This is a genomic window from Flavobacterium sp. ACN2 (assembly GCF_002303885.1).
In the GTDB taxonomy this organism is placed as follows: domain Bacteria; phylum Bacteroidota; class Bacteroidia; order Flavobacteriales; family Flavobacteriaceae; genus Flavobacterium.
In genome coordinates, this window is sequence record NZ_MRCM01000027.1 from 17,890 (window position 1) to 31,269 (window position 13,380).

The 13,380-nt window shown below is 34.8% G+C and carries 10 protein-coding genes; 4 read left to right on the forward strand and 6 right to left on the reverse strand.

What is annotated here, in order from left to right:
- The first annotated feature begins 76 nt into the window (after nucleotides 1-76).
- From BSF41_RS22825 to BSF41_RS22835, 3 genes are all read left to right on the forward strand, one after another.
- Nucleotides 77-2,482: a hypothetical protein gene (locus BSF41_RS22825; RefSeq protein WP_095931784.1), complete on the forward strand. Its 2,406-nt coding sequence runs from the start codon at nucleotides 77-79 to the stop codon at nucleotides 2,480-2,482.
- Between the two features lie 74 nt (nucleotides 2,483-2,556).
- Nucleotides 2,557-3,801 carry a gliding motility-associated C-terminal domain-containing protein gene (locus BSF41_RS22830; protein ID WP_095931785.1) on the forward strand — a complete coding sequence of 415 codons (1,245 nt, stop codon included), beginning with the start codon at nucleotides 2,557-2,559 and terminating at the stop codon, nucleotides 3,799-3,801.
- A gap of 153 nt (nucleotides 3,802-3,954) precedes the next feature.
- The gene (locus BSF41_RS22835; protein ID WP_095931792.1) at nucleotides 3,955-4,872 is read left to right on the forward strand and encodes a type IX secretion system membrane protein PorP/SprF; all 918 of its coding nucleotides are present in this window, start codon (nucleotides 3,955-3,957) and stop codon (nucleotides 4,870-4,872) included.
- A 239-nt stretch (nucleotides 4,873-5,111) separates the two neighbouring features.
- Here the strand turns inward: BSF41_RS22835 and hxlA are convergent, their stop codons facing one another.
- From hxlA to BSF41_RS22850, 3 genes are all read right to left on the reverse strand, one after another.
- On the reverse strand, nucleotides 5,112-5,753 hold the full coding sequence (hxlA, locus tag BSF41_RS22840; protein ID WP_095931786.1) for a 3-hexulose-6-phosphate synthase: 642 nt from the start codon (nucleotides 5,751-5,753) through the stop codon (nucleotides 5,112-5,114).
- A 34-nt stretch (nucleotides 5,754-5,787) separates the two neighbouring features.
- Complete coding sequence (hxlB, locus tag BSF41_RS22845; protein ID WP_095931787.1) at nucleotides 5,788-6,354, reverse strand: 6-phospho-3-hexuloisomerase; 567 nt, start codon at nucleotides 6,352-6,354, stop codon at nucleotides 5,788-5,790.
- A gap of 624 nt (nucleotides 6,355-6,978) precedes the next feature.
- Nucleotides 6,979-7,857, reverse strand: coding sequence for an AraC family transcriptional regulator (locus tag BSF41_RS22850; RefSeq protein WP_095931788.1), 879 nt, complete (start codon nucleotides 7,855-7,857; stop codon nucleotides 6,979-6,981).
- A 401-nt stretch (nucleotides 7,858-8,258) separates the two neighbouring features.
- Between BSF41_RS22850 and BSF41_RS22855 the strand changes: the two genes are divergently transcribed.
- On the forward strand, nucleotides 8,259-8,999 hold the full coding sequence (locus tag BSF41_RS22855; RefSeq protein ID WP_095931789.1) for a trypsin-like serine protease: 741 nt from the start codon (nucleotides 8,259-8,261) through the stop codon (nucleotides 8,997-8,999).
- A 63-nt stretch (nucleotides 9,000-9,062) separates the two neighbouring features.
- Here BSF41_RS22855 and BSF41_RS22860 read toward each other — a convergent pair whose 3' ends face one another.
- The 3 genes from BSF41_RS22860 to BSF41_RS23890 all read right to left on the reverse strand — a co-directional run.
- Nucleotides 9,063-10,319 (reverse strand): MFS transporter, encoded by a 1,257-nt coding sequence (locus tag BSF41_RS22860; protein ID WP_095931790.1) that lies wholly within the window; start codon nucleotides 10,317-10,319, stop codon nucleotides 9,063-9,065.
- Between the two features lie 222 nt (nucleotides 10,320-10,541).
- Entirely contained in the window at nucleotides 10,542-13,169 is a 2,628-nt protein-coding gene (locus BSF41_RS22865; protein ID WP_095931791.1) for a glycoside hydrolase family 3 C-terminal domain-containing protein, read from the reverse strand.
- Nucleotides 13,102-13,380, reverse strand: a 279-nt coding sequence (locus BSF41_RS23890; RefSeq protein ID WP_216359056.1) for a hypothetical protein, incomplete at its 5' end; no start/stop codon positions are given. The genes BSF41_RS22865 and BSF41_RS23890, both read right to left, overlap by 68 nt.

The window sequence follows — 13,380 nt, forward strand, 5'->3', positions numbered from 1 at the left end:
TGTTATTTAAAGGTTTTAAAGCTATTCTAAAATCCTAAATAACACCTAAATTTTTACAGACTTAAATATTAAGATTATGAAAATAACAATATATAAAACACAAAAAAATGTCTTTACAGTATTCTTTATTTTGTTCGGTTTTTATTCTCTTCTGGCTCAGGTAAATAATACTAAAATTAAAGATGGAACAATAAGTACAGGTCCAGAAAAAGCGAAGCCTGGAGCAATATTTGAATTAGAGAGTAATAATAAAGGGATGCTGACTTCCCGATTAACAACAGCACAGCGAGATGCAATACCTGTGGCTAATTTAACAGATGGGCTGTTGATCTATAATACAACAACTGGATGTTTTGATTATTGGAGTCAGATACAGAATATATGGCTGAGTATCTGCGGAACTTTACCTCCAGCGGTATTTGAAATCACAACAGCACAATGCGGGCAGGTACAAGCTTTTGGATCTTATAGAAGTGGGCAGGGTTTGATTGCTTCAAATTACCTGACAATTCCTTTTACAGTAATACAACCAGGAGTTTATACAGTTTCTGCAACTACAACTAATGGGTATTATTTTGGCACAAATGGAACTTTCCCTACTGCGGGTACTTACACTCTAAATCTTCCAGGGACAGGAACTCCAAATAATGGTACAGCAGTGGGCGATCCTGGTGATCCAGTAACAATTAATTTAAACGGAAAAGCAAGTTCATGTATACCAAATATTCCTGTTTCCCCTGCTGACGTCGATTATGTAATAAATTGTGGTGTAATAAATTCGTTAGGGAATTATTTTATTGGAATTCCTTTAACACCTTCAAATAAACTTACTGTTAGTGTGAGTCCAACAGTTTTAGGTTTTTGGAGTATGAATACCAATACCGTAAATGGATACTCTTTTAGCGGAACTGGAACATTTACAGATCTAACGCCCAATCAAACGGTTGAACTTTTAGGAACAGGTACTCCAGATGCATCAGGTACAAATAATTTTAATCTTGTTTCTAATGCAACTACTCAGGCAACTGCTTCTTGTACAGGCATTCCAACTACAGTGCAAGCTGTAGCTTATACTATTGATTGCAGTACCGCCGTACAAAATGGTACATTCATACAAGATACTCCTTTAATCAGTTCTAATACAATAACATTACCAATAAATGTAACAGCAACTGGGCAAACAACAATTACAACTACTACAGCAAGCGGAATCTCATTTACATCAGGATTAATAAATTTATCTACCTTGGGCGCACAAAATGTAACATTGATAGGTTCTGGAACACCAACGACTCCAGGAGCAACTGCTTTTACAGTTTCAGGAAGTCCAGGTGCCGCTTCAACATGCGGATTAAATGTAACGATAGTTCCACAGCCAGTAACCTATACAACAAATTGTGCTGGAATTACAATATCTGGTAATTATGCGCCAGGTGTAGCAATGATAGCCGCAAATACCATGACAGTACCTGTAACTGTAACGTATGTTGGGGCTTATAGTATTACAACAAATACTGTAAACGGAATTAGCTTTTCGGCAAGTGGGACATTTAGTGCCATTGGACCACAAAATGTAATAATGACCGCAACAGGAACACCACTTTCTGGAGGAACTTTTTCATATGCAATAACAGCCAATAGCACCAATGGAGGTGTGGCTTGTAATAAAAGCATCACTTTTGTTTTTCGTACTATGAAAGTATTAGGATTGGGAGACGGAATGTATCAGCCAGGAACTGCTGGAACAGGAGATGCTTCGAGAGCCATTTTAGCATCAACAGCAAATTTCAGTCCTACAGGAACATTTCAGGTACAAAATATTACAATTATAAATGGAGGTACTAACCAAGGTACCACACTGAAAAATTTAATTAATACCAATAATATCGATATTATAGTAATCGGATACAATTATCTGCCTAGCGCCGCATCCATTACTATTTTAAATGATTTTGTTCAGAATAAAAAAGGCGTATTAATTCATTCTCAAGAAAATGATTCATCAGGAACTGCCAGCTTAATTAATACAATTTGTGGTTCATCAACCGCAGTAGTTTCAGGTACAGGAACAACATATACTAATCCTGTCTTGAGTGTTTCAGATCCTGTTCTTCAAGGTCCTTTTGGAACCATTACAGGACTTAGTCTGGGAAGTGATGTAAACAATTCTTATTATGTTACAGGACTACCTGGAAACGTAACTAGTTTTGCGACTCAAAACGGAAATGCAACCAGAATATTTTCATTTAAACATAATACTTTAGGATATATCTATATTGGAGATTCTGGCTGGACTGCGGGAACAGTTTCCAATACTTCGACTACGACATGGCCGGCAAAATTTGCCGCTACTGGACAACCGTTATCAAAAGCATATGATTCTGGAATTACAGTTTATAATAGTATCATGTATGCGAATACTATGGCGTGGGCTATTAAATATGTGCAGGATAATATTAACTCTAGTTATGTTATTCCTTAAAACTAAATTGAATACAGATCTCTTTATAGCAATAGAGAGGTCTGTATTATTTAACGTTTAAATGCTAGATCGCGATGAAAATACATATAACAAAAATTCTACTATGTGCACTATTTAGTAATAACATTACTGCGCAAACTATCAATACCGGAGATTTATCTATTGCACCAAACACAGAATTTTCAACCTTATTTAACTTTGATAACAAAACCAATGGTGACTTGCTAATTGATGGTAATTTTATTGCTTATGCAAATTTTAATAATGACGGACTAGTTACTTACACTAATTCGAGTAACGGAAAAACTTATTTTATAGGAACGCAACAACAACTAATTTCAGGAACGCAAACAGCACATTTTCAGAATGTTATTTTTGAAAACACATCGGAATTAGTTCCTTTTCATTTAAATACAATTATTAATATTGGTAAAAATGTCGAATTTAAAAAAGGAATTATAGATGCTGATAGTTATAACGGTAAAATGGTTTTCGAACAAAATGCTTTTCATACAGATGCTAGTAATCTGAGTTTTGTAGATGGAAAAGTAGAAAATGTAGGGAATCTCGACTTTGAGTTTCCTGTTGGAGATCAATTTTATTTCAGACCTTCTTACCATGATAAGGGAGCGAATGCAAACAATGTCTATACAACTCAGTATTTTTTTGAAAATGCAGGGAGCCTTCATCCATACTCCAATAAAGAAGATACAATTTTGTCTATCGATGAGGAGGAGTATTGGAATTTAACACAAGACCAAGGAGCAGAAAAAATTATCTTAAGCTTGACCCTTGATACGCATACAACTCCTGCTTCTTTTTTTGTAGAAAACCCTGATACTGAATTAGCAATAGTCCGTTGGGATGATACTACATTAAAGTGGGTAAACGAAGGAGGAACGACCACAGATCTTCTTACAGGAGCAGATTATTCTAAATTAGTTACTACTCAAGTAGGAGGTTATGGACTTTTTACAATTGCGATTGTAAAAAAAACAATCACTCCAGATTCAGATCTAATTATTTACAATGCTGTATCACCTAATGGTGACGGGATTAATGACAGCTTTTATATAAAAGGAATTGATAAATATCCAGACAACCGTGTTGAGATATACAATCGCTGGGGAGTAAAAGTATATGATGCCACATCCTATAATGAAAACGATGTGATGTTTAAAGGATATTCTGACGGACGAAGTACAGTAAAGAGAGGGGAAGGATTGCCGGCAGGTACTTATTTTTATGTTCTAAAATACAACAAAAACAATACAATCATTGAAAATACTGGTTACTTATATATTTCAAATGATAAATAAGATTTTAGATTAAAAGGCTAATAATTTTAATGCCAATGTAGAGGAATCTATATCTAAGTTAATTATTCACCAGCTACAAGATTAATTTTTAGATACATTTTTTACTGCTTATTTATTTTTAGTTTTTAGGTAATGATCATAAATATTCTTGCTATGAAAATAAAACTACATTTTTTTGCCATTGTGCTTATTGCCATTACAGGCTATGCACAGCAAGATGCACAATATACGCAGTACATGTACAACACTATTAATATAAATCCTGCTTATGCGGGATCACGTGGTGTTTTGAGTGTTTTTGGACTCTATCGAACGCAGTGGGTTGGTCTTGATGGAGCACCCGAAACAAGCAGTTTTTCTATTAATACTCCAATTAACAGCAGTAGACTTGGTGTTGGACTTTCTTTAGTCAATGATAAAATTGGTCCTACAAACGAGAACAATATATCGGCAGATATTTCTTATACTATACAAACTTCATCCGATTTTAAACTTTCTTTTGGAATTAAAGGAACGGCTAATATCTTTAATCTCGATATCAACAAGCTGAATCCTGAGGATCAGGGAGATCCACAATTTCAGGATCTAGACAATAAGTTTTCTCCTAATGTTGGAGCCGGTGTTTACTGGCATTCAAATCAAGCTTATATTGGATTTTCAGTTCCTAATTTTATTGAAACCAATCGATATGATGATAATGATGTCGCAATCTATAAAGACAAGATTAATTACTATTTAATGGGAGGTTATGTCTTTAATCTGGATAGATACCAGTATTACAAATTCAAACCTGCCGTACTGGCAAAAATGGTGCAAGGAGCACCTCTTCAAGTTGATATTTCTGCCAATTTCATGTTTATTGATCGATTTGTTGTTGGTGTTGCATACAGATGGAGTGCTTCATTAAGTGCCATGGTGGGATTTCAAATCACAGATGGACTGTATTTGGGGTACGGATATGACCGCGAAACCACACACCTGAATAATTACAATTCAGGATCACACGAGATATTTTTGCGTTATGAATTCTTCAAAAACAATGGAAAAATGACAACTCCTCGTTTCTTCTAAAAGTATTATTAAGAATTATACAATCTTCTGCTTCATAATTTTTTGAGTCTATTCGTAAGAGAATTCACTAGATCTGTATCAGAGATGAACTGCAGACTGTATTGTACTGCGCATGCTAATACCCAGACGAACGATTCCAATGTAGAATGTGTTTTTCATAATGGATATAGTAACTAAAGTATTATTTTGCACAAAAAATAATAAGGCTGTAGCAAATAACTCAGCCTTATTAAAATCAATTATTGAGCAGTTACACTGCTGATTGCCTCTTTTAGTGCTTTCGCAGCAGCGGCTGGATCTTCAGCACCATATATAGCTCCCCCTGCTACAGCTACATCTGCACCGGCAGCTACAACATCTTTTATCGTATCGATGTTAACGCCACCTGCTACAGAAAAAGGAACTTTTGCTTCTCTTCCTTCAGCAATAAGAGTTTGTACGGAATATCCAGGTAATGCCTGTTCATCAAGACCAGCATGTAATTCAACAAAAGCTACTCCAAATTCAGTTACTTCTTTTGCTCTCTGGACTCTGTTTTTAACACCGATAGTATCCACTACAACCTGTTTTCCATATTTCTTTGCTGCTTCTACAGCACCTTTTATGGTTGCATCATCTACAGTACCCATAACGGTAACTAGATCTGCACCAGCTTTAAAAGCTATTTCTGCTTCCAATGCACCAGTATCTGCAGTTTTCATATCCGCAAAAACTAGTTTGTCAGGGAAGGCAGCTTTCATGGCTGTTACAACTTTAAGGCCTTCAGCTTTAATAAGGGGCGTACCTAATTCTATAATATCTACATAAGGTGCTACTTTGCCTGCAAGTTCTAATGCTGCCTCTGTAGTAAGTAAATCAATTGCGACTTGTAATTTGGTCATCTCAAAATGTTTAAAAAATTAATAATAAAAAAGGTTATTCCAGGTTAGCATGTTTAGGCCAGAGGTCTTCCTTGGTTAAACCGGATTCCTGCCAGAGGCTCATAAAAATACTCTCAAGTATAAACAGTGTAAATTGTTCAAAAAGACTTCCTGCGTATTGTTTGGAAACTGATATGCCGAAATCCGTTTTTGTTGCAGCATTGACTAGCAGTATATTATCTGATAATTCTGCCAGTCTGCTTTTTGCATCGGCTGTTATTGCTATAACTTTTGCCTTTTGTGCTTTTGCTTTTTCGACGGCTGAAAGCACAGATGAGGTAGTTCCAGATCCAGAAGCTACCAGCAGAAGATCTCCTTCAAGAATTGCAGGTGTTATAATTTCTCCAACAACATATACATGGTAGCCTAAGTGCATAAATCGCATTGCTGCCATTTTTAATGCCAGTCCGCTTCTTCCGGCTGCCATGATAAAGATTCGTTTTGCAGCTTTAATTTCGTGAATCAGAGCATCTATTTGCTGTTGATTAATCTGGTCCGCTAATTTTAGATTTTCGTTTAAAATAGTCTCTAGGTTTTCCTTTGTAGAATTTTTTTTATTCATCTGTTTGCTTTTAAGTATCGGGACCAGCCTGTTTTTTGCAAAATTGTTAACGGGACAGGATTGTTTTAGTGATGATTTTTGAATTTATTATGGATTTTTTAATCCCAATCAAATTGAATTAAACAGCGTTATTTCTGGATTTTTTTTAAGTTTTTATAGAACTTTAATAAATTCTGATTGCTGATGCAAAGATAAATCAGCAGAGAGGGGAGGGTGTTATACATATGAGACGACGCGGTATAAATTTGCGCCAATTTTATCTATTAATGGATCTAGATGATTTTAACTTTCCAGAGTAGAATAAAAGAATAGATCAATCTCAGAAATATTTTTTTCTGAATTTTGAGCATCGGCCATTTTTCCATTAAAGAAATAGATTCAAGATATAAATATTGTAGAATGCTTAATTAAAAAAGGACGTGATTATATTATTCAGTTTGAGCACTTGAATATCTTCTTTGATTTTTTTTAATCTCGCTGTATTTTTTAATGTATTAAAAAGAAATAATCATGAATGTTTTTGCAGCAAAACGGTTTTGACTGTTTATTTTTCAGCAGCAGCGAATTGTTATTTGAACTCAACAGATGTTACATTAATAAGTTTACGGAAATAAAAAAATAGTACTATGCGTTGTAAATTTGTGCCAGTTCGTTTTGAAGTTCTGTCGGTGTTTCTTTGAGTTTTGATTTCACAAATTTATTTAATGCTGACGGAGAACTAAAACCAAGATCAAATGCAATTTCTTTATGCGAAAGATCAGAAAACAGCAGCTGTCTTTTTATTTCTTTTAGGATTCGATTATGTATGGCGTTAATTGCTGTTTCTGCGCAGTGTTTTTTCGTGATATCATTAAGTTTTTTTGGAGAAATGCCAAGTTCTGATGCGTAATATTGTACTGTGCGCTGGCTTTTAAATTGTTCATTTAGGAGTTTTTTAAAACCTATATAAAGATGCTGATTGGTCTTTTGGTGCAATACGGGATGCTGGCCATGAACCGATTCAATAAGTCCCAGTAGCAATATCTTAATGTAAAAACGAGCCTGCTCTTTTCTCACAAGACTCGGATTGTTATAAATAACTCGGATGTGTTCAATAAGTGATAATGCCTGTATGAACTCTTCCTTAGAAAGCGCGCTGCAGTTCAGATTTGCCGATAGGTTTACATTATAAGGGCTTAATTCATTTTTCAATATATCAGAGCAGAACAATATTTCTTCAAATAATATTATTTTGCCTTTCAGGTCACTGCTGGGGTTTGATATAAAGTTAATCTGGCCAGGGAAAACAATTGATATTTTTTCAGATTTTAAATTAAAAACTTTTTCTTCAATTTGGATGTCAATTTTTCCAGCCTCAACTATTAAGATGTAAAAATGGTCATTTTTATGCGGTTTTAGATATTCGCTGATATTGAGATCGCTTATTTCAAAAACTCGAAAAGACAGATTTGTATCCTCCTGCTTATGGATGTTCTGTGTAAGCTTAAACCGTTTTAAATCCATTTGTTAAATATATGTATTGTAATGTCATGTTTTTTCTTTTTGTCCCATCATCTTTAGACAATAGACAGCGACAATAAGAGTAATCTGCAAATTTAAGCAAAACTATTATGATGTTTTTTTTAAAATGCAATTCTAAGATTTAAACAAGTAAAAGAATCTTTTGATTTGCTTCATTTTTAAGTGTTTAAAGATGTATGTGCCAGTTTTGAGATTTTGCAAAGAAAATAGTATTATGATATCCCTAGTCTTTGTAACGTAAACCGTTAATTGTTTTAGATGCTAGATATACTTGCATCTCTTCTGTCATTTATAACATTTGTTTTTTTTACATTTGAAACTCAGCATAAACGAAAAACAAGTTTTTGCATTGGCTGATAGGGAACTCTAAATTTGGTAGTATTATGAAATTTAAACTTTTTTTTGCTATTGCGATTTTGTGGATAGTAGGTTGCTATGGACAGGAGATTTCTTCAAATAAAGTATTTAAAGAAATAGCTCTGGTAAATGGGATAGAATTTATAAACCCGAAATATGACCAGCCAAAATTCAGTTGTGGGTTTCTTATAAAATATAACAATGAAACATTTGCTGTAACAGCAAAACATATACTTAAGATTATTAAGCCCGAAAAAATGACAACCCTGTTATTGGAGAACTATATTAAAAAATGGGTATTGTACCCATTGAACAATAAGTCCGAAATTGTAATTTGTGATAAATTATTAAATGAAGACAAGTCTGAGTTATTGGAAGCCAAATCTACTTACGACAATGACTGGCTGGTATTTTCCATAAAACAAAACTCTTCCAACATTATACCTTTGGAAATAAGAAACACTCCTTTAGTTCAAGGAGAAAAATTATATGTTGTGGGCTGGACTAGAACGATGGAAAATGGATCTCAAAGGGTATATGAATTTGAATATTATAAAACAATTTCAAATCGCATTTTATTAAAAGATATTCTTGTGCCAGAGAAATTCGGAGGACTTAGCGGAGCTCCATTAGTAGATGAAAATGGTTTGCTTGTTGGAATTGTCTCAAATGGGACAGTTGATCCAGATTCAAATAAGAAGTTTTTCTCTCCATGCTCAGTAACGAATTTAGTAACTTTTATGGAAAATAGAAAGCATAATAAATAATAAGGCTTTCATGTAAAGTTATTTTATTTAATATCCAAATTTGCCTCTTTTTTAGATTGAAAGCTAATTCTCATCAGTCATATCAATAGTTTTTGGATGCAGGCTTACGAGTTGTAAAACAATTGCAGTAAAAACTACAAATAAGAGTAGTACAAAAACGTGTCTCATTCCTCCATTATCAGCGGCTTTTCCTAAAAACTCTGTAATAACAGCTCCGGCCGAAATACCTGCAAAATTCATAATTCCATATCCCGTAGCCCTGTAGCGTGGAGCAACAAACTGGCAAAGAATGGGCATATTGTTGGTGTCGTATATTCCAAATCCAAGTCCAAAAAGGATAGCCCCAAAAACAATAGCGGTTATGTCACAGCAATAGCCAAATAAAAATAATGCCGGGATGGTAAGAAACAATCCAATAGCGCTGGTGTAAATTCTTCCTTTAAGATGTTTCATCACCCATCTGTCTGAAATGGCACCTCCAATTAAAACGCCAAAAAAGGAAGACATCGAAATGGTTACCGTTGCAATTGGCCCCGCCAGAGACATGTCCAAATGTAAAGTTTCGGTAAATAAAGTGGGTAACCAGTTTTTGGCCGCCCAGCCCGGTAAACTTGGTGCGGAGAAATAAAAGAGCAAAACCCAAAAGGAGATATTACCGAATAGTATTCCCAATCCTTTGAACATTTGCCTGAATTCAATGCTGATAGAGGACTTTTTTGTGGTATCTAAGAAGTACGTTTTCTTTTCTTGTATAAAAAATATCAATATTAAACTGTAAAGCACACCAAATAAACCTACGGAGTGAAAGCTGAAATGCCAGGAAAAATATTTAGAAATAGTAGCCCCAAAACCACCGAGGGCCTGTCCTAAATAAATTCCGGTGGTATGAATCGCAATTGCAAAAGAGCGTGTTTTTTCCTGATGATAATCGGCTATTAAGGATAAGGCGGCCGGAATGTAAAAGGCTTCACTAAAACCCATAATGCCGCGCAAAATATAAATCTGATTGAAAGTTGTGGCATAACCCATCGCCATAGTCACCCCAGACCAAATAAAAAGACTGCCTATTATGATTCTTTTTCGGTTAAACCGATCGGCTATAATTCCAGAAACAGGGCTCATAAGCGCATAAATCCAAAGGAAAACGGCCATCAAAAGGCCGAAATTTTCAGCTTTAGCTAATTCAGGAATGTCATCCATCATCGCTGATTTCATGGTGGAGAGCATTTGTCGGTCTAAATAATTCAATAAAGCAACAAACCATAGCAGGCCAACAACAATCCAGGGATAGGATTTTTTTTCATTCAATTTTGCAATCATTCTCTTTTTTCAAAATAAAGGCCGAATATACGAATTCAAACGTAACAGGAAAGAATTGTTTTTTCATCTTATTTGTTTGTTTAATCTATTCGTAAAGTGGCTTATTATATCCCGATTTTGCTAAATTCTTTATTTTCAATAGGCAATGTGCCACGATTTTACCACAGAAATTTAGTTCGGTTTAAAAAAAATTGAAAAACAGTATAAAGAGGAAATGATTAATTATTTTTCTATTTCTAAAGTTTGAGTTATGATATTGTTTTTTGACTGATTTTTTTCATCTGGCTGAAAACCTCCAACTGAAATTCTAATTTTACCTTCATATGATTTTAAAGTTCCACTTTCTGTTACATAAGAAAGGTCTTCTGGAGAAAGATTAAAATTGATAACTGTACTCTGGCCAGGCTTTAAATTAAATCTTTCAAATCCTTTGAGGCTCTTTAAAGGAGATTTTATTGATGTATCTTGATTTATTAGATACAGCTGTGCAACTTCTTCTCCTTCCATTTTTCCAGTATTGGTTACTTTAACAGAAATAGTGGCTGACTGCCCTTTCTTTATTTTTGCAGGAGCTTTTACTCCGCTGTATTTAAACTCAGTATAGCTTAAACCATAACCAAATCCGTATAAAGGAGTGCCTTTAAAGTAACGATATGTTTTATTATCCATTTTATAATCAACAAAAGAGGGTAAATCAGAATCGCTTTTGTAAAAGGTCACCGGAAGTCTTCCTGCAGGATTGTAATCTCCAAAAACGACATCAGCAGAGGCAGTTCCAGCAGATTGTCCGCCGTACCATATATTAAGTATAGCCGGAATGTTTTCTGCTTCCCAAGGCACAGCTATTGCACTGCCAGTCATCATGAGAAAAACTACTGATTTTCCAGACGATTGAAGCGCTTTTAGAAGCCTAGTCTGTACTTCTGGAAGTAGGATAGAAGTGCGGTCTCCTCCTTTAAACCCTGGCATATCTACTGGCATTTCTTCTCCTTCAAGCTGAGGAGAAATACCTCCAGCGAAAATGAAGGCCTCTGCATTTTTATGGCGCTCAATTAGATTAGCAAAATCAGTTTTTATAAAATTTCCTGTTTGCAGAGATACTTCGGCTTTTCCTTCACCTTGCCAGTATTCTAGCACTAATTTGTAAACAGAATCTTTTTTGGTTTGCAGTTTGTAGGTTTTTGCTCCCCATCTGTTTTTTTTCCAGGTGTCGATAACTTCTTTTCCGTCAATAATAAACCTATAACCGTCATCTGCAGCGACTTCAAAAGTTATAGAACCATCTTCATCTGCTTTAAAATTGGTAGTGTAACGTGCTGAAAAATGATTTGCTTTGATGTTTTTGGTAACCATTTCTCCTTCTTGCCAGAAATTATTTATTTCAGATTCAGTTCTTGTAGTTTCAGGTTCACCAGACAATGTATTGTTATTAAAATATTCAGCTTTAAAGCCTTGTTTTCCTTCATAAGAATAACGGCTCTTTAGATCTTTATAAACCAATAATGTATCATTTGTAAAGTTGATGGCCTTTTCATAAACTACTTCAGTTTCAGGGCCTACTTTTTCTTTAATGCCTTGTAAAACCGTTGTTAGTTGGGTTGGAGTTCCATTGTAATTTCCAAGTATAGAAATTGAATTATCTGCATTTGGCCCCAAAACAACAATCTTTTTCAGCTTTTTGTTCAATGGAAGCGTATTTTTTTCATTTTTGAGCAGTACTATAGATTGTCTAGCCATTTTTAAAGCATGGTCTTTATGCTCTTTTGATTCTAGAACGGAATTTGGAGTCTGTGCATATTTTACCATTGACACAGGATCAAACATGCCCAATCTGAAACGAATCATAAAAAGGCGTTTTACAGAAACATCAATGTGTTTTTCAGTAATTTGCCCATTTTTAACCGCTTGAACAAGTGATTTATAAGCATCTGTTCCACAGTCAATATCTGTACCATGAAGCACTGCATCGGCTGAAGCGGATGCCGCATCAGGATGCGTTTTATGGTTTTTAAAAAAATCGTCAATTGCCCAGCAGTCAGATGTGACATAACCATTAAATTTCCATTCATTTCTTAAAATGTCATTCATTAAAATATCGCTGGCACAGCAAGGCTGTGTTCTAAACGCATTATAGGCACACATAACTCCCGCAACTTTGGATCCGGTTACTAATTTTTTGAAGGCCGGCAGGTAGGTATCCCAAAGTTCATAAGGAGTGACATCAACATCAAAAGTATGTCGCAGAGATTCTGGTCCGCTATGCACAGCATAGTGTTTTGCGCAAGCTGCGGCTTTTAAGTATTTGGGGTCATCACCCTGAAGACCTTTTACAAAAGCATCACCTAATGAAGCTGTTAGATAGGGATCTTCTCCGTATGTTTCTTGTCCGCGCCCCCATCTTGGATCTCGAAAAATATTGATATTAGGAGTCCAGTAGGTCAGTCCTAAATAGCGTTCATTAGTTCGTTTAAGCTCAACCGCCTTATTATAGATAGCCCTTCCTTCCAAGGCAGAGTAATCCGCCATTTTAAAAAGTGAATTTTTATCAAAAGTTGCGGCCATCGCAATAGCCTGCGGAAAAACTGTGGTTTTAAAGGGAGTTCTTGCAACACCATGTAGTGTTTCATTCCACCAATCATAAGCAGGAATTCCTAGTCTTGGTATTGCGGGTGCAGCATTTAGCATTTGTGCTACTTTTTCTTCTAGTGTTAGTTGGCTGACTAAGTTTTCGACCCTTTCTTCAAAAGTGAGACTGGTATTTTGAAAAGGAAATTTTACTATGTTATTTTGGGCAGAACACAAAAATGAGAATAGTATAAGAATCTGATATTTTATTTTTTTTCTTTTCATAATAATGATTTTTTGTTTGAAGCGCTAAAATGATTTTTAAATTAAAATAAACACAACCGATTGCATAAAGAAAAGAAAAATATATGTAATATGGAATTTTTATTTTGTCAAAAAAGATATTTTTATGATTTATCAATATTTTTTTATGACAAATATTGTGTTTTTGTTGAGTATTTATTGATTTATATTGTAAAATAGAAAAATAATATTT